The sequence below is a fragment of the Streptomyces sp. NPDC001599 genome, assembly GCF_042893535.1.
Classification (GTDB): Bacteria; Actinomycetota; Actinomycetes; order Streptomycetales; family Streptomycetaceae; genus Streptomyces.
The window spans coordinates 206,549-230,304 of sequence record NZ_JBIAVA010000006.1 but is presented as its reverse complement, the minus strand read 5'-3'; the positions used below and the strand labels follow the sequence as shown (position 1 = coordinate 230,304).

At 74.0% G+C, this 23,756-nt stretch carries 20 protein-coding genes; 11 read left to right on the top strand and 9 right to left on the bottom strand.

Going from position 1 to position 23,756, the window contains the following annotated elements:
* Window positions 1-97: 97 nt before the first annotated feature.
* The 4 genes from ACFYZ3_RS17985 to ACFYZ3_RS17970 all read left to right on the top strand — a co-directional run bounded on the left by ACFYZ3_RS17985 (window position 98) and on the right by ACFYZ3_RS17970 (window position 5,543).
* Window positions 98-1,417 carry a DUF692 domain-containing protein gene (locus ACFYZ3_RS17985; protein WP_388518315.1) on the top strand — a complete coding sequence of 440 codons (1,320 nt, stop codon included), beginning with the start codon at window positions 98-100 and terminating at the stop codon, window positions 1,415-1,417.
* Window positions 1,418-1,713: 296 nt separating this feature from the next.
* Window positions 1,714-2,934 carry an RNA-guided endonuclease InsQ/TnpB family protein gene (locus ACFYZ3_RS17980; RefSeq protein ID WP_388518312.1) on the top strand — a complete coding sequence of 407 codons (1,221 nt, stop codon included), beginning with the start codon at window positions 1,714-1,716 and terminating at the stop codon, window positions 2,932-2,934.
* A gap of 113 nt (window positions 2,935-3,047) precedes the next feature.
* Window positions 3,048-3,845, top strand: a complete 798-nt coding sequence (locus ACFYZ3_RS17975; RefSeq protein WP_388518309.1) for a TIGR04222 domain-containing membrane protein — start codon at window positions 3,048-3,050, stop codon at window positions 3,843-3,845.
* Window positions 3,846-3,959: 114 nt separating this feature from the next.
* Window positions 3,960-5,543 (top strand): alpha/beta hydrolase, encoded by a 1,584-nt coding sequence (locus tag ACFYZ3_RS17970; protein WP_388518306.1) that lies wholly within the window; start codon window positions 3,960-3,962, stop codon window positions 5,541-5,543.
* Here ACFYZ3_RS17970 and hemQ read toward each other — a convergent pair whose 3' ends face one another.
* Together hemQ and hemG are read right to left on the bottom strand one after the other, a co-directional pair.
* Entirely contained in the window at window positions 5,544-6,275 is a 732-nt protein-coding gene (gene hemQ / locus ACFYZ3_RS17965; protein WP_003972879.1) for a hydrogen peroxide-dependent heme synthase, read from the bottom strand. It abuts the gene before it with no gap.
* Between the two features lie 4 nt (window positions 6,276-6,279).
* Window positions 6,280-7,773, bottom strand: a complete 1,494-nt coding sequence (gene hemG, locus ACFYZ3_RS17960) for a protoporphyrinogen oxidase (RefSeq protein WP_388518303.1) — start codon at window positions 7,771-7,773, stop codon at window positions 6,280-6,282.
* Between the two features lie 137 nt (window positions 7,774-7,910).
* Between hemG and ACFYZ3_RS17955 the strand changes: the two genes are divergently transcribed.
* Window positions 7,911-8,876 carry a DUF4349 domain-containing protein gene (locus tag ACFYZ3_RS17955; protein WP_388518300.1) on the top strand — a complete coding sequence of 322 codons (966 nt, stop codon included), beginning with the start codon at window positions 7,911-7,913 and terminating at the stop codon, window positions 8,874-8,876.
* A 27-nt stretch (window positions 8,877-8,903) separates the two neighbouring features.
* Complete coding sequence (locus tag ACFYZ3_RS17950) at window positions 8,904-10,301, top strand: FAD-dependent oxidoreductase (protein ID WP_388518298.1); 1,398 nt, start codon at window positions 8,904-8,906, stop codon at window positions 10,299-10,301.
* A gap of 13 nt (window positions 10,302-10,314) precedes the next feature.
* Here the strand turns inward: ACFYZ3_RS17950 and ACFYZ3_RS17945 are convergent, their stop codons facing one another.
* Entirely contained in the window at window positions 10,315-10,677 is a 363-nt protein-coding gene (locus ACFYZ3_RS17945) for a hypothetical protein (protein WP_115744787.1), read from the bottom strand.
* 134 nt (window positions 10,678-10,811) lie between these two features.
* Here ACFYZ3_RS17945 and ACFYZ3_RS17940 point away from each other — a divergent pair, with 134 nt between their 5' ends.
* Window positions 10,812-11,630, top strand: coding sequence for a rhomboid family intramembrane serine protease (locus ACFYZ3_RS17940; protein WP_388518295.1), 819 nt, complete (start codon window positions 10,812-10,814; stop codon window positions 11,628-11,630).
* Between the two features lie 37 nt (window positions 11,631-11,667).
* On the opposite strand, the gene ACFYZ3_RS17935 is transcribed toward ACFYZ3_RS17940, so the two are convergent.
* From ACFYZ3_RS17935 to ACFYZ3_RS17915, 5 genes are read right to left on the bottom strand one after another with little or no spacing between them, the layout of a single operon-like run.
* On the bottom strand, window positions 11,668-12,900 hold the full coding sequence (locus ACFYZ3_RS17935; RefSeq protein WP_388518292.1) for an MFS transporter: 1,233 nt from the start codon (window positions 12,898-12,900) through the stop codon (window positions 11,668-11,670).
* A gap of 6 nt (window positions 12,901-12,906) precedes the next feature.
* On the bottom strand, window positions 12,907-13,476 hold the full coding sequence (locus tag ACFYZ3_RS17930; RefSeq protein WP_388518289.1) for a GNAT family N-acetyltransferase: 570 nt from the start codon (window positions 13,474-13,476) through the stop codon (window positions 12,907-12,909).
* The gene (locus tag ACFYZ3_RS17925) at window positions 13,469-14,677 is read right to left on the bottom strand and encodes a type III PLP-dependent enzyme (protein WP_388518286.1); all 1,209 of its coding nucleotides are present in this window, start codon (window positions 14,675-14,677) and stop codon (window positions 13,469-13,471) included. The genes ACFYZ3_RS17930 and ACFYZ3_RS17925 overlap by 8 nt, the downstream gene beginning before the upstream one ends.
* Window positions 14,674-16,002, bottom strand: coding sequence for a DUF6271 family protein (locus ACFYZ3_RS17920; protein ID WP_388518283.1), 1,329 nt, complete (start codon window positions 16,000-16,002; stop codon window positions 14,674-14,676). Before ACFYZ3_RS17920 ends, ACFYZ3_RS17925 begins: the two co-directional genes overlap by 4 nt.
* The gene (locus ACFYZ3_RS17915; protein ID WP_388518280.1) at window positions 15,984-17,099 is read right to left on the bottom strand and encodes a phytanoyl-CoA dioxygenase family protein; all 1,116 of its coding nucleotides are present in this window, start codon (window positions 17,097-17,099) and stop codon (window positions 15,984-15,986) included. Before ACFYZ3_RS17915 ends, ACFYZ3_RS17920 begins: the two co-directional genes overlap by 19 nt.
* Before the next feature lie 414 nt (window positions 17,100-17,513).
* On the opposite strand from ACFYZ3_RS17915, the gene ACFYZ3_RS17910 reads away from it, so the two are divergent.
* Window positions 17,514-19,034 (top strand): glycoside hydrolase family 3 protein, encoded by a 1,521-nt coding sequence (locus tag ACFYZ3_RS17910; protein WP_388518277.1) that lies wholly within the window; start codon window positions 17,514-17,516, stop codon window positions 19,032-19,034.
* Window positions 19,035-19,223: 189 nt separating this feature from the next.
* Here ACFYZ3_RS17910 and hemE read toward each other — a convergent pair whose 3' ends face one another.
* Window positions 19,224-20,291 (bottom strand): uroporphyrinogen decarboxylase, encoded by a 1,068-nt coding sequence (gene hemE / locus ACFYZ3_RS17905; protein ID WP_388518274.1) that lies wholly within the window; start codon window positions 20,289-20,291, stop codon window positions 19,224-19,226.
* A gap of 151 nt (window positions 20,292-20,442) precedes the next feature.
* On the opposite strand from hemE, the gene ACFYZ3_RS17900 reads away from it, so the two are divergent.
* The 3 genes from ACFYZ3_RS17900 (at window position 20,443) to ACFYZ3_RS17890 (ending at window position 23,587) form a co-directional block, all read left to right on the top strand.
* A complete protein-coding gene (locus tag ACFYZ3_RS17900; RefSeq protein ID WP_388518271.1) occupies window positions 20,443-21,159 on the top strand; it encodes a DUF3000 domain-containing protein in 717 nt (238 codons plus the stop codon).
* A gap of 293 nt (window positions 21,160-21,452) precedes the next feature.
* Window positions 21,453-22,115: a response regulator transcription factor gene (locus ACFYZ3_RS17895; protein WP_003972894.1), complete on the top strand. Its 663-nt coding sequence runs from the start codon at window positions 21,453-21,455 to the stop codon at window positions 22,113-22,115.
* A gap of 185 nt (window positions 22,116-22,300) precedes the next feature.
* Window positions 22,301-23,587, top strand: a complete 1,287-nt coding sequence (locus ACFYZ3_RS17890; RefSeq protein ID WP_388518268.1) for an HRDC domain-containing protein — start codon at window positions 22,301-22,303, stop codon at window positions 23,585-23,587.
* The last annotated feature ends 169 nt before the right edge of the window (window positions 23,588-23,756 follow it).

Genomic DNA, 23,756 nt, shown 5'->3' with positions numbered 1-23,756 from the left:
AACCTCAAATGTTCCTCTGAAGGCACCCGCCGCGGGGTTCGGGCCCCCTCGCACGGGCGATACCCCGGTCATGACGACGCGGAGGGAGGGATCGGCCATGCGACGACTGGGCACCGGCATCGGATGGCGGCCGGAGATCGCGGACGCCGTCGAGGAGATGCCCGGCATCGAGTGGGTCGAGGCCGTGTCCGAGAACCTGTGTCCCGGGCATCTGCCCGACTCGCTGCTGCGACTGCGCGAGCGCGGGGTGAGCGTCGTGCCGCACGGGGTCTCGCTCGGGCTCGGCGGCGCGGACCGGCCGGACCCGGGGCGGCTGGCGGCACTGGCCGAGCGGGCCGAGGTGCTCGGGTCGCCGCTGGTCACCGAGCACATCGCGTTCGTGCGCGCGGGCGGGGCGCTGACCGCGTCGCCGCCGCTGGAGGCGGGGCACCTGCTGCCCGTGCCGCGCACGCGCGACGCTCTCGACGTGCTGTGCGAGAACGTGCGCATCGCGCAGGCCGCGCTGCCCGTGCCGCTGGCCGTGGAGAACATCGCCGCGCTCGTCTCGTGGCCGGACGAGGAGCTGACGGAGGGGCAGTTCCTGTACGAGCTGGCCGACCGGACCGGCGTGCGGCTGCTGATCGACGTGGCGAACCTGCACACCAACCACGTGAACCTGGGTGAGGACCCGGCCGAGGCGCTCGCCGAGCTGCCCCTGGAGGCCATCGCCTACGTCCACGTCGCGGGCGGCTTCGAGCGGGACGGCGTCTGGCACGACAGCCACGCCCACCCCGTCGCGCGGCCGGTGCTGGACATCCTGACCGACCTCGCCTCGCGCGTCGCGCCGCCGGGCGTACTGCTGGAGCGGGACGAGAACTTCCCCGACGGCGACGAGTTGCGGGGTGAGGTGGAGGCGATCCGCGCCGCCGTGGAGAAGGGCCGGGCGGCGGCCACCGGGACCGGAGCGGCCGCCCGCACCCCGCGCACCGGTACCGGTGCGGGCCGCGGCGCCGACGACGCCGTACGGCAGCGGCTCGGGCTCGCGCAGGCCGCGCTGCTGTCCGCGCTGGTCGCGGGGACGCCGGCGCCCGAGGGGTTCGACCGGGTGCGGCTGGGGGTGCAGGCGCGGGCGCTGGCCGGGAAGCGGGCCGACGTGGTCGCAAAGGTCGCGCCCGAACTGCCGGTGCTCCTGGGCGCGCGGTACCGCCCCGCCTTCCTCGCCTACGCACAGGGGTGTCCGATGACCGGCGGCTACCGGCGGGACGCCCTCGGCTTCGTCGAGCACGTGCTGCGGACGGCGCCGGGGGAAGGCGAGGACCCGGGGGTGCGGCGGGAGTTGCGGGAGTGGTGGCTGGAGCGGTCGGGACCGGTGCCGCGGTCGGCCCGCCCCGGGGTCCGGCTGGCCCGTGCGACCAGGCGCGTTCTGCTGCGGCGCTGAATCCCGCTCGGCGGCGTGGGGACATCGCCAACGGACATCACCCTCTTGCAAAGAGGCCCCGGCATCCACGCCGAGGAGGAATCGCATCCGGATGGTGCGACGCGGAGCGTCGCCGTGGTCCGCTTCGGCGCGGAGCGCCCGGCGTACCCAAGATAGTGCGTACATGTGTGCCCATAGTCGCTGGTCGGGGTGGTGGTTGTGGGATCGGCGGGTGTGTGTGCGGCTGTCGTACGTATGGTCCTTTGCGGGGTTCGGGACGGCACGGTGTCCTGGCCACAGGTCGTGAGGGGGGTGAGATGGCGCAGGCGGGGGCCGATGAAAAGGTCGGGCATGCCCGGTACACGTACCGGCTGCGGGTGTCGTCCGCGGCCCGCGCCCTGCTGGCGGCCGAGTGGGGCCGGTGCCGCTGGCTGTGGAACGAGTGCGTCGCCAAGTCCAGGGCCGTACACCTGCACAACAGGGCCACCGGCGCGAAGACCACGTGCGGCCCGGCGCAGCTGGACAGGATGCTGACCGAGGCCCGTTCCCGTACGCCGTGGCTGCGGGAGGGCTCGTCGGTTCCCCAGCAGCAGGTCATCCGCGACTTCGGCCGCTCCCGAGCCAAGGCGCACAAGGACATCACCGAGGGCCTGCCCGTGGCGCGCCGGGCCGGGATGCCGACATGGAAGACCAGGCGTGAGTCGCCGGCGACCCTGAACTACACCCGGCGCGGGTTCCGGCTGAAGGACGGCCGACTGCATCTGGCGGGCGGCATCGTCCTGAGGGCGGTGTGGTCGCGGGAGTTGCCGGCCGAGCCGTCCTCCGTACGCGTGTACCAGGACAGCCTCGGGCACTGGTACTGCTCCTTCGTCGTCCCCGCCCACGTCCAGCCCCTGCCCGCGACCGGCCGCGTCCTCGGTGTCGACTGGGGTGTGCGGGAGACAGCGACCACCACATCCGACGCGCACGACCTGCCGCACCCCTCGCACGGTGGGAAGGCGAAGGAGAAGCTCACCCGCTACGACCGGATGATGGCCCGCCGCAGGCCGAAGAAGGGGACGGCCGGATCGAGGGGCTACCGGGCGGCGAAGAGGCTGCGGGCGAAGGTCCACAAGAAGGTGGCCCGGCAGCGTGCGGACACCGGCCGCAAGTGGGCCAAGAAAGTCGTCCGCGACCACGATGCCGTAGCGGTCGAGGACTTCCGGCCGAAGTTCCTGGCCCGGTCGACGATGGCCCGCAAGGCCGCGGACGCCGCCATCGGCGCCACCAAGGCCGCTCTGATCGAGATGGGCCGTAAACACGGGCGGGACATCCGCCTGGTCCACCCCGCGTACACCACGATGGACTGCGCGCAGTGCGGAGCGAGAGCCAAGCACGCCCTGCCGCTGGGTGAACGCACCCACACCTGCACCGCCTGCGGAACCGTCTGGCCACGGGACAAGAACTCCGCACGCGTCATGCTCGCCCGGGCTGGTCTCAACCCGGCTGGTGCCGAAGGCGGAAGACCCCCTGGAGCGCCGCTCCAGGAGGCAGCCTGAGCCAGGAATCCCCTCCCTTCAGGGAGGGGAGGATTCAAATACCCACAACACTGCGTCGTCCGGAATGTGAAAAGGGCATGGCGCGGCGAAAGCCTTTGGCATAGAAGTACGGCATGTTCTGGGTCCTTTTCCTCCTGTCGGCCTGGGCCGTCGCGGGCCTCGCCTGCCTGCGGCTGTGTCTGGCGGCCGTGCGCGCGGCGGCCGTCGACCCGCACACCGCGGCTCCTGAGCACACGCTGACGCTGTACGAGGCGGCGTTCCTGTCCGGCGGTCCGCGGCGGGTGGCGGACCTGACGCTGGTCTCGATGGCGCGTCAGCGGCGGCTGCTGCTCGCACACACCGGCTGGGCGACCGTCGTGGACCCGCGCGGGCGGGACGACATGGAGCGGTCGGTGATAGGGGCGATAGGCCCGGGGGGACAGTCCCGGATAGCGCCGGTACGGGCCGCCGCGGCCGCCGCCGACTCGGTGCGGGGCCTGGCCGACCGGCTGGTCGGCGCGGGCCTCGCCGTACCCGACGGCGGCGCCCGGGGGATCGCGGCCGGAGTGCGGCGGGTGCGGGTCGCCGCGGTGACGGTGTGCGCGCTCGGCCTGGTCGCCCTGGCGCTGCCGCTGCCCGCCACCGAGCCGCGCCTCCTGATCGCCCTCTGGTTCGCGCTGCCGCTGGCCCTGACCCTGGGATGCCTGGCCATCACGCGGATGGAGATCCACACGTACTCACGCTGGGCCTCCCCCGCCGGGCAACGGCTGGTCGGCGCCCTCGTCCAGCGGGCCGACGGCACGGCGGACGACCGGACCTTCCTCACCTCGGTCGCCGTGCGCGGCGTGCACGCGATCGGCGAACCGGACCTGCGTGCGGCCTTCGCCCACCGCGAGAAGTACGCCGGGGACCACTGGGAGCGCCAGGCCTGACGCTCGGGGGGCGTACGGGGGCACTCGGACCCGACACCCGCGGGCGGTGCTTGCCCCGCCCGCCCGCCGCACCAAACATCCCTGGTGTCACACCGTGCACCGAAGGGATACGCGATGCGAGCTGCCGCTCTCTACTCGGCCGCCGGGTCCTTGCTGCTGACCACCCTCACCGCCGCCCCTGCCCAGGCGGCGCCCCCGGCCGGGCCCGGATCCGCCGAGGCGTTCGGCACCGCCGTGGCTGCCCGGCACGCGGCGGCGGCCGGGATCGAGTTCGGGGCGTGTCCGAGGGCGGAGGAGCTGCCGGACAGCATGCGCTGCGGCACGGTCACCGTGCCCCTGGATTACGCCCACCCCGACGGGAAGCGCATCGAGCTGACGGTGAGCCGGGTGCGGGCCACCCACAAGGACCCCGACGGCGCCGGACGCACGGTCCCCGGACAGGGCGCCCTCCTCTACAACCCGGGCGGCCCCGGCGCCTCCGGGCTGTACTTCCCGCTGGTGGGCATGGTGCCCGAGTGGAAGCGCATCGCCGCCGCCTACGACCTCGTCGGCTACGCCCCGCGCGGGGTCGCGCCCTCCGCGCCGCTGTCCTGCCAGGACCCCGGGGACTTCTTCAAGGGGCCGCGGCCGGCGCCGACGCAGCCCTCGGAGGCGTACAAGCAGGAGCGCGCCGCGGAGGCGGAGGCGTACGCGCGCGACTGCGCGGAGCGGGGCGGGGAGGCGCTGCGGCACTACCACTCGCTCAACAACGCCCGGGACCTGGAGGTCGTCCGCGCCGCGCTGGGCGAGCGGCGGCTCACCTTCATGGGCGCGTCGTACGGCACCTACCTCGGCGCGCTGTACGCCGAGCTGTTCCCCTCGCACGTGCGGCGGATGGTGTTCGACGCGGTGGTGAACCCGGACCCCGAGCAGGTCTGGTACCGCAACAACCTCGACCAGTCGGAGGCGTTCGAGGACCGCTGGGACGACTTCAAGGAGTGGGTCGCCGAGCACGACGCCGTGTACGGGCTCGGGGACACGGCGAGGCGGGTGCAGGACAGCTACGAGGAGGCGAGCGCGCGGCTGGCGGCGGAGCCGGCGGGCGGGACGGTGGGGCCCGCGCAGTTGCAGGGGGCGTTCCTGAAGGCCGGGTACTACGACGACTACTGGCCGCACCGCGCCGAGGCGCTGTCGGCCTACCTGAAGGGCGACCCGCAGCCGCTGGTCGACCAGGCGGGCACGCGGACGGAGGCGGGCGCGGTCCGGTCGGAGAACTCCAACGCCGTGTACACGGCCGTCGAGTGCAACGACGCGCCCTGGCCGACCGACTTCGAGGTCTGGGACCGGGACAACACGCGGCTGGCCCGCCGGGCGCCGTTCGAGACCTGGGACAACGTGTGGACCAACCTGCCGTGCGCCTACTGGCAGGTGCCCCGGCAGCAGCCGCTCGACGTGCGCACCGCGCCGGGTGAGCTGCCGCCGACGCTGGTCCTGGCCGCGGAACGGGACGCGGCGACGCCGTACGAGGGTGCGCTGGAGCTGCGGCGGCGGCTGGCGGGCTCGGTGCTGGTGACCGAGCGGGACGCGGGGACGCACGGCATCGCGGGCGGGCCGAACGACTGCGTCAACGGCCACCTGGAGGCGTACCTGCTGGACGGCCGCCTCCCGGCGCGGGACACGTCGTGCGCCCCGCGCCCGGAGCCGGAGCCGAGGGCCTGATCAGGCGAGCCCGGCGACCAGCTCGCCGATGTCCTTGCGGCGCCCCGTGTAGAACGGGATCTCCTCGCGGACGTGGCGGCGGGCCTCGGAGCCGCGCAGGTGGCGCATGAGGTCGACGATGCGGTGCAGCTCGTCGGCCTCGAAGGCGAGGATCCACTCGTAGTCGCCCAGCGAGAAGGAGGCGACCGTGTTGGCGCGCACGTCCGGGTAGCCGCGGGCCATCTTGCCGTGGTCGGCGAGCATGCGGCGGCGGTCCTCGTCGGGCAGCAGGTACCAGTCGTAGGAGCGCACGAACGGGTAGACGCTGATGTAGTTGCGCGGCGTCTCGTCGGCCAGGAAGGCCGGGATGTGCGAGCGGTTGAACTCGGCGGGGCGGTGCAGCGCCATGTTCGACCAGACCGGCTCCAGCGCACGGCCCAGCTTCGTGCGGCGGAAGAGGTTGTACGCCTCCTGGAGCTGGTCGGCGGTCTCGGCGTGCCACCAGATCATCAGGTCGGCGTCGGCGCGCAGACCGGACAGGTCGTAGGTGCCGCGGATCGTCACGTCCTTCGCGGCGAGCTGGTCGAACAGCTCCTGGACCTCGTCGGCGTACCCGGCGCGGTCCTCGGGGAGGGTGTCCTTGAGCTTGAAGACGGACCAGAGGGTGTAGCGGATGACCTCGTTGAGGTCCTTGGCCAGCTTGCCCTTGTTGGGGATGCGCTCGGCCGCGGGGGTGGAGGCGTCGTCACTCATGGCCCTATTCTCCCGCTCCGCCGTGCAGACTCTGCACCGGGTGGGCCGTGAGCTGCTCCACACCCCGCAGGTCGCCCCGGATCTGGTCGACGGCCGCGTACGCGCTCGCGATGCTCGCCGGGATGCCGACGCCGTCGTACGCCGCGCCGCACACCGCGAGGCCGGGGAGCTTCGCGACGTGCTCGCGGACGCGGGCCACGCGCGCGTGGTGGCCGACGGGGTACTGCGGCAGGCCGTCCCGCCAGCGGGTGACGCGGGTGGCGACCGGCTCGGCGGTCAGGCCGGTGGCCTCGGCCAGGTCGTGCCGGGAGACGGCGACGAGGCCCTCGTCGTCGCGGCCGAGGATCTCCGTGTCGCCGTACCGGCCCACCGAGGTGCGCAGGACGACCAGGTCCGGGTCCTCGTCGGCGATCCAGCCCCACTTGCGGGAGGCGAAGGTGGACGCCTTGATGGTGTGTCCGTCGACCGGCGGTACGAGGAAGCCGCTGCCCTCGGGGAGCGCGGCGGCCTCCGAGCGGCGGTAGGCGAGGGTGATCAGGGCCATCGAGGCGTACTCGATCGCGGACAGCTCGGCCGCGGCGGCGGGCGCCTCGGCGCGCAGCAGCTCGGCGGCGGGCCCGGCCGGGACGGCGACGACGACCGCGTCCGCGTGCAGCTCCCGGTCGCCGGCGACGATCCGCCAGCCGTCGGACGCGGTGCGGCGCAGCTCGGTGACGGGCGCCTGCGTGAGGATCTCGCCGCCGCGCGCGCGGACCGAGTCGGCTACGGCGGGCGGGAGGGTGCCGATGCCGCCCTCGATGCCCATGAAGACCGGGCCGCTCGGCGGTGACGTGGCCGTGCGGCCCTGGAGGGCGCGGACCGCCTCGGTGAGCGAGGTGTGGGTGCGGGCGGCCTCGAAGAGCTGCGGCACGGCCGAGCGCAGCGAGATGCGGTAGGCGTCGCCCGCGTAGACGCCGCCCAGGAGCGGCTCGACGAGGCGGTCGACGACCTCGCGGCCCAGGCGCGCGGCGACGTACTCCCCCACGGCCACGTCGTCGCCGACCTCGGTGGGGGGCAGCTCGGCGTCGCGCTCGATGCGGGCGAGGCCCTCCTCGGAGAGCACGCCGGACAGGGCGGCGGCGGTGCCGGGGACGCCCATGACGTGGCCCTTGGGCATGGGGCGCAGCGCGCCGCGGGTCCACAGGGAGGCCGTCGCGGTGGACGGCGGCTGGAGGCGGTCGGCGAGTCCGGCGGCGCGGGCCAGGCCGACGGCCTCGGGGCGGCGGGCCAGCATCGACTCGGCGCCGAGGTCGACGCGTACGCCGGCGATCTCGCCCGGCAGCAGCTTGCCGCCGACGCGGCCGGACGCCTCCAGGACGGTCACCCGGGCGCCGCCCTCCAGGAGGCGGTGGGCGGCGGCCAGTCCGGCGATGCCGGCTCCTACGACGACCACGTGTCCGGGGCCCTGTTCCGGGGGTGCCGGGGGGAACTCGCCCGCCGGTGTCTCGCTTGCGCTCATGCCCCCCAGCGTCTCAGACGCCACCGACAGGTCCCACGAGTCCGGACCGTGATCTCTTCGGGACCGTTCCGCGCCGTCGTACGAGCCCCCGCGTGCGTCATAGAGACATCAGTCGCTACGACCGGGGGGTACCCACGATGCAGGCACGACGGGCAACGACGAGAAGGTCCCTGCCGGCCGCCCGGGCCCTGGCCGGTCTGCTGCTGGTCACGGCGCTCGCCCTCACCGGGTGCAGCGCCTCGGACTCCGGCTCCGACACGGGCGGCAACGCCAAGGCGGCCGCACCGCAGCAGGGCTCGCAGGCGGAGGGCTCACAGGCCGACGGCAGGGCCGGCGCCGCCGGTGAGGCCGGGGCCGCCGGTGCCGGGGCGAGCGCGCCGCCGAAGCTCGCCCCGGCCCACATCATCCGCACCGTCTCCCTGAGTGTTCGGGTCAAGGACACGTCGATGGCGCTCGACGCGGCCCGCACCGCGACCGAGAACGCCGGCGGCTACGTCGGCGACGAGTCCACCACCCGCGACGCGGAGGGCCACGAGCGGACCGAGGTGACGCTGCGCGTGCCCGTGGAGCGCTACGAGGACGTGCTCGACGAGCTGGAGGGCGCCGGGAAGCTGCTGCGGCGCGACGCGAAGGCCGAGGACGTCACCGACCAGGTGGTGGACGTGGACAGCCGCGTCAAGTCGCAGCGCGCCAGCGTGGCCCGCGTCCGCGAGCTGATGGACCGGGCGACGCGGCTGAGCGACGTGGTGAGCCTGGAGGGCGAGCTGAGCACCCGTCAGGCGGAGCTGGAGGCACTGCTCGCCCGGCAGGCGGCCCTGAAGGACCGCACGAGCCTGGCCACCATCACCCTCTCCCTGTCGGAGACGCCGGTGAAGCACGAGGAGAAGAAGGAGGACGAGGACCCGGGGTTCACGGACGCGCTGGCCGGCGGCTGGGACGCCTTCGTGACGATGCTGCGCTGGGTGGCGGTGGTGCTCGGCGCGGTGGCGCCGTTCGCCGCGGTGGCGGCGCTGCTCGTGCTGCTGTGGCTGCGGGTCGTACGCCCCCGGCTGCCACGCCGTCCGCAGGCGCCGCGCGGCGGGGAGTCCGGGGCGCGGGACTGAAAGATCCCGCCCACGTAGCGTGTTCGCATGAACATGAGCGCTGAGGGCGGGAAGAGCGAGCGGCTGGTCGTGATCGGCGGCGACGCCGCGGGCATGTCCGCGGCGTCGCAGGCGCGTCGGCTGAAGGGCCCGGACGAGCTGGAGATCGTGGCGTTCGAGCGCGGTCACTTCAGCTCGTTCTCGGCGTGCGGCATCCCGTACTGGGTCGGCGGCGACGTGGCCGAACGGGACGCGCTGATCGCGCGCACGCCCGAGGAGCACCGCGCCCGGGACATCGACCTCAGGATGCGCACCGAGGTCACGGAGATCGACGTGGCCGGCGGCCGAGTACGCGCGCGTGACGTCGATTCCGGGGCTCAGTCCTGGACGTCGTACGACAAGCTCGTGATCGGGACCGGGGCGCGGCCGGTCCGGCCGGAGCTGCCGGGCATCGACGCGCCCGGCGTGCACGGGGTGCAGACGCTGGACGACGGGCAGGCGCTGCTGGACACGCTGGCCGCCACGCGTGGCCGGCGCGCGGTGGTCGTCGGCGCCGGGTACATCGGCGTGGAGATGGCCGAGGCGCTGATCAACCGGGGCTACGAGGTGACGGTCGTCAACCGCGGCCGGGAGCCGATGTCGACGCTGGATCCGGACATGGGCCGCATGGTGCACGAGGCGATGGAGGGCCTCGGCATCACCATGGTGAACGACACCGCGGTCACCGAGGTGCTGACCGGGGACGACGGCCGGGTCCGGGCGGTGGCGACGAAGGACGCCGAGTTCCCGGCGGACGTGGTCGTGCTCGGCATCGGCGTGCGCCCCGAGACGGGGCTCGCCGCGGCGGCCGGGCTGCCGCTCGGCGCCCACGGCGGGCTGCTCACCGACCTGGGGATGCGGGTGCGCGGCCACGAGAACATCTGGGCGGGCGGCGACTGCGTGGAGGTGCTCGACCTGGTCTCCGGCCAGGAGCGGCACATTCCGCTGGGCACCCACGCCAACAAGCACGGACAGGTCGTCGGCACCAACGTGGGCGGCGGGTACGCCACCTTCCCGGGCGTGGTCGGCACGGCGGTCAGCAAGGTCTGCGACCTGGAGATCGCGCGGACCGGCCTGAGGGAGAAGGACGCGCTGCGGGCGGGGCTGCGGTTCGTGACGGTGACCGTCGAGTCCACCAGCCGCGCGGGCTACTACCCGAACGCCTCCCCCATGACGGTGAAGATGCTGGCCGAGCGGCGCACCGGGCGGCTGCTCGGCGTGCAGATCGTCGGCCGTGAGGGCGCGGGCAAGCGGGTCGACATCGCCGCGGTGGCCCTCACGGCCGGGATGACGGTCGAGCAGATGACGGCCCTGGACCTCGGTTACGCGCCGCCCTTCTCGCCGGTGTGGGACCCGGTGCTGGTGGCCGCCCGCAAGGCGGCGCGGGAGGTCGAGCGGCAGCGCTGAGGGCGCCCGCCGGTCAGGCCGTGCCGTTGATCCGGTCGATGGCCTGCCGTGCCTGCTCGGCGGGGGGCCGCGCCGGCAGGGAGGACACCGACGCCGGGGCGCCCATCGAGGCCGGGGCGGTCGCCGGGACCGGGGTGCGCACCGCGGGTGGCTGCTCACCGGCCGGCTTGGCGTGGGACGCGCCGCGCGCGGAGCGCAGCCGGTGGCTCACCGCCTCGTCCAGTGTCACCGGCCGCTGCATCTGCGCCGCCAGCCGCCCCGCCTCCTGACCGAGCCGGGCGACGTCCTCCCAGGGGAGGCGGAGGACGAGGGCGACCTCGGCCTCGCCGTCGGGCAGGGCGTGCATCGCCGGTGCCGGTGTGACCCGTTCGTTCATCGCCTGTTCCTCACGTCGTCCCCGCGTCCCGCCTTCCCCGGGCCGCGGGCGGTTGAGAGGGCATACGTACACACGGACGGGGGCGTTCAACGGGCGGACCGGTTCACGGCCGGACGGGCGGGCAGTACTGTCTCGTGGTCATCCCCGTCCATGACGTGAACCCGGCGCGCCGCACCCCGTGGGTGACGTACGCCCTGATTCTCGCGAACGTCCTGGTGTTCCTGTTCACCCCCGGCATGGCCGGGTCCGCGTCGGGCGACGGCAGCCTCGCGCAGATGTGTGACCTCCAGGCCTTCCTGGACCACTGGGCGGCGGTGCCGCAGGAGCTGCTCCAGCACCGGATGCCCCGCCTGGTGCCCACCGGCGCCGTGGGGGTCGGCCCGCAGGGGCCCGGCTGCGTGGTCGCGCCGCCCGGCTACGACAAGTCGCCGGAGCTGAGCGTCCTGACGGCGATGTTCCTGCACGGCGGCTGGCTGCACCTGCTGGGCAACATGCTCTTCCTGTGGATCTTCGGCAACAACGTCGAGGACCGGATGGGCCACGTCCCCTTCCTGCTCTTCTACGGCGTCTGCGGCTATGCGGCGACCTACGGCTTCGCGCTCCTCGACGCCGAGTCGGGTGCCCCGCTGATCGGCGCGTCGGGGGCGATCGCCGGGGTGCTCGGCGCCTATCTGGTGCTGTATCCGAGGGCCAGGGTATGGGTGCTGGTGCCCTTCCTGATCTTCCTGCCGCTGCGGCTGCCGGCCTGGCTGGTGCTGGGCTTCTGGTTCGGGCTCCAGGCGGTCTACTCCTCCGGCGGCGCCGTGTCCGACGCGGGCACGGTGGCGTACGTGGCCCACGTCGTGGGCTTCGTCGTCGGCATGCTGATCGCCTGGCCCCTGCGGCGGGGCACCCCGCGCCCGCCGGAGCCGCCCGGGCTGCTGTTCGGGCGGCGGGCGCAGCCGGGGTGGTGAGCGGCGGGCGGGGTGGTGAGCGGCGGGCGGGGTGCGCTCAGGCGGGGCTCGCCTCGCTCTGCCCGACGGAGGCCGGGGCGGTCCAGCTGATGCGGGTGCTGCACAGGGCGACGGCGCCCGCCGAGGCGGCCACGGCGCCCATGCCCCATGCCAGGTTGCTCGCTCCGGCGATGAAGCCGATGAGCGGCGGGCCGGCCAGCAGCCCCGTGGTGCCCATGGCGGCGACCAGGGTCAGCGCGTCCGAGCCCTGCCGGGCGGCGGCGGCGTAGACGCAGGGGGTCACGGCCGCGATGCCCAGGCCCATGCAGGCGAACCCGGCGAGCGCCGGGGCGACGCCGCCGCTGAGCAGGGCGACGGCGAGACCGGCGGCGGCCACGGTGCTGCCGAGCAGGACGACCCGTCCGTCGCCCCAGCGGCCGCGCCAGCCGTCGGCGAAGAGGCGGGCGACGACCATCATCCCGGACACCACGGCGATGCCGAGCGGGGCGAGTTCCGCCGAGGCCTCGGCGATGTCCTTCAGGTAGAGGGCGGACCAGTCGTTCATGGCGCCCTCGGCGACCGTGCCGAAGACCATGGCGCAGCACATCCACAGGGTCAGGCGCGAGGGGACGGTCCAGCGGCGGCGGACCGGCTCCGGCTCGGCGGGCGCCGGTGCGTCGGCCGGGGCTGTCGCGTCGGCGGTGGTTCCCGCGTCGGCCGGGGCGTTCTCGTCGAGCAGTCCGGTGCGCGCCGTCAGGCCCAGTGCGGCGAGGAGGACGACGGCGACACCGAAGTGCGCCGGGACCGATCCGGTGGCGGCGGTCATGCCGGAGGCGAGCAGGGCCGCGAGCAGGGATCCGGCGCTGAAGACGGCGTGCAGCCTCGCCATCGTGTTGCGTTCGTACCGTGTCTCCAGGGCCGCGCCCTGCGCGTTCATGGCCACGTTCAGGCAGCCCACGAGGACGCCGTCGGCGCACATCACCAGCAGGGCCACCGGGTAGTTCGGCGCCGCCGCCAGGGCGAGCAGCAGCAGCGCCAGGCCCAGCTGGGACAGCAGGGCGAGCCGCCGCGAGCCCATCCGGCGCATCAGCCACGCCACCGCCGGGAAGGACACCGCCGCCCCGACCCCCGCGGCCATCAGGAGCACCCCCACCTCGGCCGCGCTCAGGTCGAGGTCGGTCTTGATGGCCGGGATCCGCGCGGCCCAGGTGGCGTACTGGAAGCCGAGGGACAGGAACAGCGCGGCGATCGCCAACTGGCCGCGCCGGAAGGGGTCGTGGGGACGGGTCACGCGCAATCAGCTCACTTCGCGCAGGGTGGGGGCGGGCGGGGAGAGGGACGGGCGGGGCCGGGTCTGCCGGGCGGCCACCACCGGCTTGGACATGTAGACGGCGTCGCCGCCGTACTCGCCGGCCGGCACCACCCCCGGCTCGGCCGCGAAGCCGCGCGCCGACCAGAACCGCTCGGTGCCGCCCACGGCGACCAGGGAGATCCGCTCGTCCCCGCGCGCCCGGGCGATGGCGGTGAGGTGGTGCAGGAGGTGCCGCGCGAGTCCCCTGCGGCGCAGAGCGGGTGCGACGACGATGTCGTGGAGGTGGAGGTTCCCGGGCTCGACGGCGTCCCGGGCCGCCTCCGTCCGCGTCAGGTCCGGGTAGCGGTGCGGCGGATAGGGCAGCGCGAGCACGTAGCCGGCCGTACGGGCGCCGACGTCCACGACGAAGCACGTGTCCGGCGACACCGCCGCCCTGGACTGGAGCGCGGCCCGGCCCTCCGAGAGGCCGAGGCCGGTGTAGGCGTCCCGTTCCAGCGTCACCACCGCGTCCCAGTCCCCGTCGGCGAGGGTGCGTACGCGCACGGTCTCAGTCATCGGCGCCGGTCCCCTCCGGGCGGCCCGCGAAGGCGTACGGGAGCGGGGCGAAGCCGTTGAAGCCCCGGGTGGTGTAGCTGGTCGCGTAGGCGCCGCAGGACAGCACCCAGACCGGGTCGCCCGAGGCCAGCGCGGCGGGCACCGGGACCAGCCCCTCCTCGTGGGAGTAGGCGTCGTCGCTGTCGCAGGTGGGTCCGGCGACGACGGCCGGGACGTACGGGCCGTCGGGGTGGCCCGGGAAGACCAGCCGGTACTGCAGGGCGTCCATCTCGTACAGGCCGTTGAACTTGCCGCAGCTCAGGTAGAGCCAGTGCTGCCGCTCGCCGTCGGCCGCCCGGCGCTCGGTGAGGCGGGCGACGTGGGCGCGGATCGCGCCGTGGTCGGCGACGAGGTGCCGCCCGGGTTCGACGACGAAGTCCAGGGGGCCGCCGTGGATCCGGCGCAGCTCGTCCATGCCCTCCCGGATCACCGCGAAGATCTTGTCCAGCGGTGGGTCGAGGGGGGTGCCGTGCCGGTCGCGGTAGCCGAGGGCGGGCAGTCCGCCGCCGAGGTTGACGTGGTCGACGCGGATGCCGCGCCGGGCGAGTGCGCGCAGCACCTCGCCCAGGTCGTCGACGGCGCCGTGCCAGGCCTCGCTGGTCATCTGCTGGGAGCCGACGTGCACGGACAGGCCGGCCGGCACCAGCCCGGCGTCCCGGGCCGCCGCCAGTACCCGCACGGCGTCGCCGGGCGGGCAGCCGAACTTGTTGCTCAGCCCCCACAACGCGCCCGCCCCGCCGGTCGCCACCCGGCAGAACACGCGGGCACCGGGGGCGTGGACGGCGAGGGCGGCGACGTCCTGGAGGCTGTCGGTGGCGAAGGTGCGCACGCCGAGCCGGTGGGCCTCGGCGATGTTCCGGTCGGACTTGACGGTGTTGCCGTAGTGCACGCGGCCGGCCGGTATCCCGGCCCGCAGCGCCTGCTCGACCTCGCCGGGGCTCGCCGCGTCGGCGCCGGCGCCCCGGCCGGCCAGGGCGGCGAGGACCTCGTCGACCGGGCAGGCCTTCATCGCGAACCGCACCTCTACGCCCGGCAGTTCGTCCCGCAGCGTGTCGTGGCGCCGCTCGATGCCGGCCAGGTCGTACACGAGCCGGTCCTCGGTGGCGGCGGCGAGCGCGGCGGCCAGGGGTCCGTCGAGGTCCGCGGCCGTCACGGCGCTCACCGCGGCTGCCCCTCGGGCAGGCGGACGGGGGTGGTCCTCGCCGCGGCGACCATGGACTCCCACGCCTCCGTCAGCAGCGCGAAGTCGGCCATGTCGCCGCGTGCCTCGTCCAGGAGGCGGGCGCGACGGCCGGCCAGCAGGTCGGCGAAGTCGGCGTAGCTGCCGCCGAGCCTGCGGTAGGCGGCGTCCAGGGCGTCGAGCCGGCGGACGTTCTCCGCGGTGTCGAGGCCGGTGCTCTCGCGGGCCAGGGCGGCGACGGTGTCGGGGCGGACCCGGCCGTGCTCGTCCAGCAGGGCGTCGCCCGCCTCGGCCATGCGGTCGTAGACGTGGTGGAAGTAGAGCATCGACAGCAGGAACTTGGCGAAGCGGGTCTGGTAGGCGAGGAAGCCGGGTCCCGTCCGGCGTTCGCCGGTGTAGTAGTTGACGATGTTCCGGTTGTGCAGCACGCCCGGCAGCCGGGCGTCGTGCACGAGGTGGATGAGGAAGTAGTCGCTGCCGATGGTGTCCCGGGCGGGCGGCAGCGGGACGCGTTCGCTGACCGTCGGGCCGTGGAAGGCGATGTTGCACATGTCCACGCGCATCGGGTCGACCACCGTCAGCAGCGAGTGGTCCACCGTGAAGGGTTCGGTGCCCGCGCCGGTGAAGGACTCCTCGACCAGTGCGCGCTTCTGCTCGGCGGACCAGCCCTCGGGCGCCCACAGGGAGACGACGTCGTGGTAGACGGCGGGGTCGGCGTCCCGTATCCGCGCGATGTCGACGGAGAGTTCACCCACGAAGGAGCTGCCGACCATGGCGACCCGCCGCTCACGGAGGTCGTCGTCGAGGGCGACCGGCTCGGTGACGCCCGCCGCGGCGTCGGCGGCGCGTTCGCCGAGGGAGAGCAGCTCGTGGTGGACGGGGAAGACGGTGCGGCCGGCCACGCTCTGGTAGCGGCTGTCGGAGTCCCTGCGGTGGACGGACTCGCAGCCGAGCGCGGCCGCGATCAGGAAGGCGCGGTTGGTGCAGGCGCCGTAGGACAGTCCGTCGGGGAGCATCAGGTCGAGGAGCAGTTCGGGCTTGGCGCTGCCGGAGCGGGCCGCCACCCGGGTCAGGAAGTCGCGCTGGGCGGCCTCGTCGAGGTGGTGCGCCGTGATCCGGGGGTGGGCCGGCAGGCGCCGTAACGCGGCGGCGTGGGCGGCGAGTTCCTCGGGCGGGCAGGAGTCGAGGACCAGCAGGTGGACATCGATGTCGAAGTGGTCGGCGGCGTAGGCGGCTTCCTCGCCCAGGGCCGCGACGGTGTCCGGGCAGTGCCGGTTGGTGGGCAGGGTCAGGCAGATGCTGCGCATGCGCCGTCCCCGGTGGCCTCGTTCCGGTCGCCGTCCTGGTCGCTGTTCTCGCTGTCCTGGTCGCTGCCTTCGGCGCCGGCGGCCGCGTGCCAGGACTTCAGGCCGAGCAGTTTGGCGCCGAGGTCGGTCAGTTCGGCGGGGCCGTAGCGCTCGGACTCGTGCCGGTGGGCGTCGCCGAGGAGGGTGACGTTCCAGTCGGGGGTGGCGAGGGTGCGCCAGGAGTCGACGCGGGAGTCGCGCAGGGTGCGGTGGGTCTCCAGTGCGGGCATCATCGACAGGTACTGCACCGAGCGCACGCCCTCGCCGGAGACGTTGGGGGCGACGCCGTGGGCCAGCAGGCCGTTCCAGATGAGCAGGTCGCCGGCCTCCAGGTCGGGCCGTACTACGGGCATGTCCTCGCGGTCGATCGCGGGCCGGATGGGGTCGCGGTCGTCGGGCTGGAGGGCCTTCCAGCGGTCGAAGCGGCGGAACAGCTCGGGGCAGCACTGGAAGCCGCCGTGGTCGGGCTTGGTGTCGTTGAGCGCGATGATGCCCTGGACGCGCTGCGGCAGGACGCCGAGCGTGGTGTCCACGTCCCAGTGCAGGTCGATGTCGAAGCCGCGGTCCGGCTTGTCGATCAGGGCGCGGTCCCGGTTGCCCGTGTTGGGCGGGTTGAGGTTGAGCCGGTCCAGGGTGACCCACAGCTCCTCGCAGTCCCACACGTCGACGAAGGCGTCGTAGACGCGCTGCGTCTGGCGGCTGTCCCAGATGAGCTGGTGGTGGTAGGCCTCGACGAAGCCGTAGATGTGCAGCTCCCGGTCGAGGTCGGAGCGGTACTCGCGGTCCTCGTACCAGGTGTCGGGGCGTTCGGGGTCCATCCCCTGGAACTCCCAGGCGAAGTCGAGCAGTCGGCGCGCGGAGTCGGCGGGTATCGCCTCCTTCACGACGACGTAGCCGTACGTCTGCCAGTGGGCGAAGTCCTCCTCGGACAGCACCCGCAGGGGACGTTTCTTGTCGAGGTCGCGCAGCTGGGTGCGGGCCAGGTAGGTGTCGGCGTCCGCGCTGAAGTAGGGCAGGTCCGACGGGGCTCGGTGGAGGTAGGAATCGGGCGTCGCCATGTGGTGCTCCAGATCCTCGCCGTCGCCCCGTGCGGGCAACGGCGGTGTGTGCGACGGTGGTCGGCCGTCGCACATGAGGTCGGGTGGTGGCAGCGGGCCCGCTCGCGGCACGGGGCGGGAGCGGGGCGAGGTCCGGGGTGGTCGTCACGGAAGTCGTCGTACGGAAGTCGTCGCCGCGACGGCGGACTGCGCAGTCCGGCCGCGGCAGGCGCCCGGCGCGGAAACTGGTGTCACATCCGTCCCTTGCCGAACTTGCGCCTCACAATGGACTAGACCAAGGCAGGGTGTCAACACCCCTCCCCACCAGTCGAGTTGTTACTTCCGGGTTCGACGGCGGCACCCTTGACACGCCTGGTTAACCTGAACGCGCACCCCCTTGGTCTATACCAAGAATCCACCCGAAAGGCGCGGCCGATGTCCTCCAGCAAGCACAGCAGCGAGTTGCGTCGGCTCGCGCTCTCCGTTCTGCAGCCGGGTTTCGTGGGCACCGAGGCCCCCGACTGGATCCTGCGCGACATCGGCGACGGACTGGCCTCCGTCGTGCTCTTCTCCCGCAACATCGTCTCCACCGAGCAGGTCGCCCGGCTGACCGCCAGGCTGCGGGCCGAGAACCCCGACCTGATCGTCGCGATCGACGAGGAGGCGGGCGACGTCACCCGCATCGAGTCCGCCACCGGGTCGTCCCGGCCGGGCAACTTCGCCCTCGGCACCGTCGACGACGCACAGCTGACCGAGGCCGTCGCCGCCGACCTCGGCCGGCAGCTGCGCGCCGCCGGGGTGAGCCTCGACTACGCGCCGAGCGCGGACGTCAACTCCAACCCGGACAACCCGATCATCGGCGTGCGCTCCTTCGGCTCGGACCCCGAGGTGGTCTCCCGGCACACCGCCGCGTGGATCCGCGGGCTCCAGTCGTCCGGCGTCGCCGCCTGCGCCAAGCACTTCCCCGGCCACGGGGACGTCGCCGTGGACTCCCACCACGACCTGCCCGCCTACACGGCCGGGCTCGACGAGATCGCCGCCCAGGCGCTGCCCCCGTTCCGGGCGGCCGTCGCGGCCGGCGTGCGCGCGGTCATGACCGGCCACCTGCTGGTGCCCGCCCACGACCCCGACCTGCCGGCCACGCTGAGCCGGCGGATCCTGCGCGACCTGCTCCGCGAGGAGTTGGGCTTCGACGGCCTGGTCGTCAGCGACGCCATCGAGATGGGCGCCGTCACCCGCCGCTACGGCATCGACGGCGCCACGGTCAAGGCCGTCGGCGCCGGGGTGGACGCCATCTGCGTGGGCGGCGAGAGCGCCGAGGAGGCCACCGTCGCCCTCCTCGTCAAGGCACTGACCGCCGCCGTGACGGGCGGGGAGCTGCCCCAGGAGCGGCTGGCCGAGGCGGCGGGCCGGGTACGGGAGTTCGCCCGCTGGTCGGCCGGGCTGCGGGCGTCCGCAGGTGCCGGGGAGGCAGCCGGGGACGGCATCGGCCACGTCGCCGCCCGCCGGGCCGTGCGGCTCACCGGCGCCGCGCGGGCCGCCCTGCCTCTGACCGCCCCGCCGCACGTGGTCGAGCTGGCCCCGGTGACCAACATGGCCATCGGCAAGGAGACCCCGTGGGGCGTGGCGGAACCGCTGCGGGAGCGCCTGCCGGGTACGACCTCCGTGCGGGTGCACGGGCAGGAGCTGGAGGAGGGGACGACGGCGCTGGAGAGCTGCGCTCTCGAACCGGCGGTGGGGCGCCCCCTGGTGATCGTCGCCCGCGACGCGGCCCGGCACGCGTGGATGAGCCGCGCCGTGACCGGCCTGACCGCGGCCCGCCCGGACGCGATCGTGGTGGAGATGGGCCTGCCGGGCACCACGTCCGCCGCGGCTGCCCAGGTCTTCACCCACGGCGCGAGCGCGGCCTCGGGCGTGGCCGCGGCGGAGATCCTGACGACGACGTCGGCGGGCTGAGCGGGGACCGCGCCCAGGAGTCGGTCCGGGGGCGACCGGGAACTTTACCGAGGCGAGGAGACCGAGGGCGTGATCACGTCCCGCGGTCGCCCGCCTCACCCGCCGTGCTCGCGGTCACCCGTGGTGGCGGACCGCCCGCCCGCAGGCCCGGGCGCGACGCGTGCGAGCCGGCACTGTCCCGAGGGTGCGTCAGCGCGCGGTCTGCGTGTGGACGTACTCCACGAGGCGGGTCAGCGCGTCCGGGTCGGTGGTCGGCAGGACGCCGTGGCCGAGGTTGAAGACGTGACCCTCCAGGCCCGCCGCCACGTCCAGGATCTCGCGGGTCTGGGTCTCGACCGCCTCCCGCCCGGCGAAGAGGACGGCCGGGTCCAGGTTGCCCTGGAGCGCCTTGCCCGGGCCGACGCGGCGGGCCGCCTCGTCCAGCGGGACGCGCCAGTCGACGCCGACGACGTCCGCGCCGGCCTCGCCGAGCAGACCCAGCAGCTCGCCGGTGCCGACGCCGAAGTGGATGCGCGGCACGCCGTACCCGGAGACGGCCTCGAAGACCTTGCGGGAGGCGGGCAGCACCGAACGGCGGTAGTCCGCGGGGGAGAGCGCGCCCACCCAGGAGTCGAAGAGCTGGACGGCGCTCGCGCCCGCGTCGATCTGCACCTTGAGGAAGGCGGCCGTGATGCCGGCGAGGCGGTCCAGGAGGTCGGCCCACAGCTGCGGGTCGCCGTACATGAGCGCCTTGGTGTGCTCGTGGTTGCGGGACGGGCCGCCCTCCACGAGGTAGCTCGCGAGGGTGAACGGCGCCCCCGCGAAGCCGATCAGCGGGGTGGCGCCCAGCTCGCGGGTGAGCAGGCCGAAGGCCTCGGTGACGTAGGTGACGTCCTCGGGGGTGAGGTCGCGCAGCTGTGCCAGGTCCGCGCGGCTGCGGATCGGGTTCGCGATGACCGGGCCGACGCCTGGCTTGATGTCGAGGTCGATGCCGATGGCCTTGAGCGGGACCACGATGTCGCTGTAGTAGATCGCCGCGTCCACCCCGTGCCGGCGCACCGGCTGGAGAGTGATCTCGGCGACGAGCTCCGGCCGCGTGCAGGATTCGAGCATCGGCACGCCCTCGCGCACCTTCAGGTACTCCGGCAGTGAGCGCCCGGCCTGCCGCATGAACCACACCGGGGTGTGCGGCACCGGCTCGCGCCTGCACGCCCTGAGGAACGCGGAGTCGTACGTGGCGGTCGGCGGCTGGCCCGCGGGGCTCTGGTTGGCACTCACACCGGCAAGTCTCGCATGCCCCCGGAACGGCACCGGACCACGGGTGGGACGCCTCCCGCGCGCCCCCGCGAGACCGCGTGATCCGGACATCGCGTCCGCACGCGGGTGTCCCTCCCTGCGCCGGGCCGCCGTTCCGCTTAATGTTCCCCGCATGGCTGCGGCTCAGGGACGACTGTCGGACGGCGCTGGCGGAATGGACGAGGCGAAGGGGACCGAGGAAGAGGCCCGGCACAAGGGGAGTCACAACGGAAGCAACGGAAGCGGCGGGGGCAACGGGAGTACGGCACCGCCGGCCTTCACGGCCGCCGTGGAGGCGCTGCGGGCCGCGCGGCTGCGGCCCCAGATCGAGGTGGAGGCGACCCGCGCGCCGCAGCGGCTCGCCCCGCACGCCTACGCGCTCGAGGCCGCGGTCGTGGACGGGGACGAGGACCTGGCGGACGGGCGGCTGGTGCTGCTGCACGACCCGGCCGGGCACGACGCCTGGCACGGGACCTTCCGGCTGGTGACGCTGGTGCGGGCGGAGCTGGAACCGGAGATGGCGGCGGATCCGCTGCTGCCGGAGGTGTGCTGGTCCTGGCTGACCGGCGCGCTCCAGGCCCGCGGGCTGACGTACGGGGAGCCCAGCGGCACGGTCACGCGTGCGAGTTCCCACTACTTCGGAGGCCTTTCGGCGCGCCCGTCCGCCTCGCAGATCGAGATCCGGGCGTCCTGGACGCCGCGCGAGGGTCTTGGCGGGGTCCCGGACACCGCGGCGCACCTCTCCTCGTGGTGCGACCTGCTGGCCCAGGTCGCGGGTCTGCCACCGGCGGCGCCGGGCGACGCCTCGGTCGTGACGCTGCCGCAGCGGCGCGGCCCGCAGTCGCGCTGACCCTTCACCAGCTGTCGTTCATCTTCCGGGGCGGGGGATCCGCACGTCCGGAGGAGGTTCCGTCACTTTGTCGACACGGCCACTTTCGGCCTTGTATCGACAAAGTGCGAAACCGTTCGATCTTCGAATGATCGACAGTGTGTCCGAATTGCTCGGATTGTTACTCACCAGATCGTGATCATTCTCTAAAGGCGGGCGCGTTCGGTGCCGAAGACGACTGTGACCTTGAAAGCACGGTTCGTCCCGGCTTCACCCCCATGAGCCGGCTCCGTCCCCGCACCCCAGGAGGCCTGGTGTCCGTTCTCCTCGAGCAGCCTGCAAGCCTGGTCGCCTACCGCCCGAACAAGCCGACCGCCATGGTGGTCGTGGCCGACCCGCGCGTCCGTTCCACCGTCACCCGCCACCTGTGGGCGCTCGGTGTGCGCGACGTCATCGAGGCCTCGTCCGTCGCGGAGGCTCGTCCCCGCATCGGCAACCCCCGCGACATCTGCGTCGCCGACGTCCACCTCCCCGACGGCTCCGGACTGACCCTGCTGTCCGAGACCCGCGCCGCGGGCTGGCCCAACGGGCTCGCCCTGTCCGCCGCCGACGACATCGGCGCCGTGCGCAACGCCCTCGCCGGCGGCGTCAAGGGCTACGTCGTCACCGGCACCCGTACCAACGTCGGGCTCCCCACCCGGCCGGGCGCCGCCCCCATCGGCGCCGCCGCCGCCCGTCTGCACCGCCGCCCCCCGGGCGCCCCGAGCCACCCGGGCGGCTACCGCGAGCTCTCCGGCCGCGAGGTCGAGGTGCTGCGGCTGGTCGCGGAGGGTCAGTCGAACAAGGCGATCGGCGTCTCGATGGGCCTGTCCGCCCTGACCGTCAAGAGCCACCTGGCCCGCATCGCCCGCAAGCTCGGCACGGGCGACCGCGCCGGGATGGTCGCGGTGGCCCTGCGCACGGGCATCATCCACTGACCGCTCCGATCCCCGCTCACCGCTCCCTGCTCCCTGCTCCCTGCTCCCGCTCCGAACTTCCCACTCCCCCGACGACCTCCCGTGAAGCCCGTCTTTCACTGACCTGACTGGTTTACGACCCCCCGGAGCCCGCCGACGGAACGTTCCGTCGGCGGGCTCCGTCGATCCACCGATACCCTTGACAGGTGACCGACGCCCACGAAACCGCAGCAGACCGTCCACTGCGAACCACCGGAGGCGCCCCTCCGGACGACGCCGGATCTTCTGTGAGTCAGGCGCCGATCCCCTTGCTGGAACCACGCGAGGGCATTCCGCCGGTGATCGCCGACGCGGACGCCCTCGCCGAGGTGACCGCCGCCTTCGCCGCCGGGAGCGGCCCCGTCGCCGTCGACGCCGAGCGCGCCTCCGGCTACCGCTACGGCCAGCGCGCGTATCTGGTGCAGCTGCGCCGTGCGGGCGCGGGGACGGCTCTGATCGACCCGGTGGCCTGTCCCGACCTCTCGGGTCTCGGCGCGGCGATCGCCGACGCGGAGTGGGTGCTGCACGCGGCCACCCAGGACCTGCCGTGCCTGCGGGAAATAGGGATGGTGCCCACCCGCATCTTCGACACCGAGCTGGCCGGGCGGCTCGCCGGCTTCCCGCGCGTCGGCCTCGGCGCGATGGTGGAGAACGTCCTGGGCTTCGTCCTGGAGAAGGGCCACTCGGCCGTCGACTGGTCGACGCGCCCGCTGCCCGAGCCCTGGCTGCGCTACGCCGCGCTCGACGTCGAGCTGCTGGTCGACCTGCGGGACGCCCTGGAGAAGGAGCTGGACCGCCAGGGCAAGCTGGAGTGGGCCCGGCAGGAGTTCGACGCGATCGCGTCGGCCCCGCCGCCCGAGCCGCGCAAGGACCCGTGGCGCCGTACGTCCGGCATGCACAAGGTGCGCAGGCGCCGCCAGCTCGCCGTGGTGCGGGAGCTGTGGCAGGCCCGGGACCGGATCGCGCAGCGCCGGGACGTCTCCCCCGGCAAGGTGCTCGGGGACGCGGCGATCGTCGAGGCCGCGCTCGCGCTGCCGCCCAACGCGCACGCGCTGGCCGCGCTGAACGGGTTCGGCAGGGTGAACCGCCGGCAGCTGGAGCAGTGGCAGCTGTCGGTCGACCGGGCCAGGGCGCTGTCCGAGTCGCAGCTGCCGCAGCCCGGCCAGCCGGTGACCGGCCCTCCGCCGCCGCGGGCCTGGGCCGACAAGGACCCGGCCGCCGCGGCCCGGCTGACCGCCGCACGCGCCGCGGTGACGGCGCTGGCCGAGCGGCTGAGCATGCCCCAGGAGAACCTGATCACGCCCGACACGGTGCGCCGGGTCTGCTGGGAGCCGCCCGCGACCGTCGACGCCGAGTCCGTGGGCGCGGCGCTGGCCGGACACGGGGCCCGGCCCTGGCAGGTGGAGCAGGTGACACCGGTGCTGGTGGCGGCGCTGAGCCAGGAGGCGGCGTAGCGGGGACGACGGCTCGTCGACGGCGGGTTTTGGCCACATCCCGGGATGAGTGACCGGGCACGCAAACCGGGCGGTCGGTGCTCCGGTGGTGTGACGGGCGGTGTGACCTTCGCCGCTCCCGCCGGGGGGACTGGGCAGCTACGTTACTCATAAGTAGCATGGGGGCTGA

Excerpts from the sequence above, each read along its gene's own strand:
- ACFYZ3_RS17915 (WP_388518280.1), bottom strand. The coding sequence starts at position 17,099 with ATGGCGACGCCCGATTCCTACCTCCACCGAGCCCCGTCGGACCTGCCC.
- ACFYZ3_RS17980 (WP_388518312.1), top strand. The coding sequence starts at position 1,714 with ATGGCGCAGGCGGGGGCCGATGAAAAGGTCGGGCATGCCCGGTACACG.
- ACFYZ3_RS17910 (WP_388518277.1), top strand. The coding sequence starts at position 17,514 with ATGTCCTCCAGCAAGCACAGCAGCGAGTTGCGTCGGCTCGCGCTCTCC.
- ACFYZ3_RS17945 (WP_115744787.1), bottom strand. The coding sequence starts at position 10,677 with ATGAACGAACGGGTCACACCGGCACCGGCGATGCACGCCCTGCCCGAC.
- ACFYZ3_RS17930 (WP_388518289.1), bottom strand. The coding sequence starts at position 13,476 with ATGACTGAGACCGTGCGCGTACGCACCCTCGCCGACGGGGACTGGGAC.
- ACFYZ3_RS17985 (WP_388518315.1), top strand. The coding sequence starts at position 98 with ATGCGACGACTGGGCACCGGCATCGGATGGCGGCCGGAGATCGCGGAC.
- ACFYZ3_RS17900 (WP_388518271.1), top strand. The coding sequence starts at position 20,443 with ATGGCTGCGGCTCAGGGACGACTGTCGGACGGCGCTGGCGGAATGGAC.
- hemQ (WP_003972879.1), bottom strand. The coding sequence starts at position 6,275 with ATGAGTGACGACGCCTCCACCCCCGCGGCCGAGCGCATCCCCAACAAG.
- ACFYZ3_RS17950 (WP_388518298.1), top strand. The coding sequence starts at position 8,904 with ATGAACATGAGCGCTGAGGGCGGGAAGAGCGAGCGGCTGGTCGTGATC.
- ACFYZ3_RS17955 (WP_388518300.1), top strand. The coding sequence starts at position 7,911 with ATGCAGGCACGACGGGCAACGACGAGAAGGTCCCTGCCGGCCGCCCGG.
- hemG (WP_388518303.1), bottom strand. The coding sequence starts at position 7,773 with ATGAGCGCAAGCGAGACACCGGCGGGCGAGTTCCCCCCGGCACCCCCG.
- ACFYZ3_RS17975 (WP_388518309.1), top strand. The coding sequence starts at position 3,048 with ATGTTCTGGGTCCTTTTCCTCCTGTCGGCCTGGGCCGTCGCGGGCCTC.
- ACFYZ3_RS17920 (WP_388518283.1), bottom strand. The coding sequence starts at position 16,002 with ATGCGCAGCATCTGCCTGACCCTGCCCACCAACCGGCACTGCCCGGAC.
- ACFYZ3_RS17970 (WP_388518306.1), top strand. The coding sequence starts at position 3,960 with ATGCGAGCTGCCGCTCTCTACTCGGCCGCCGGGTCCTTGCTGCTGACC.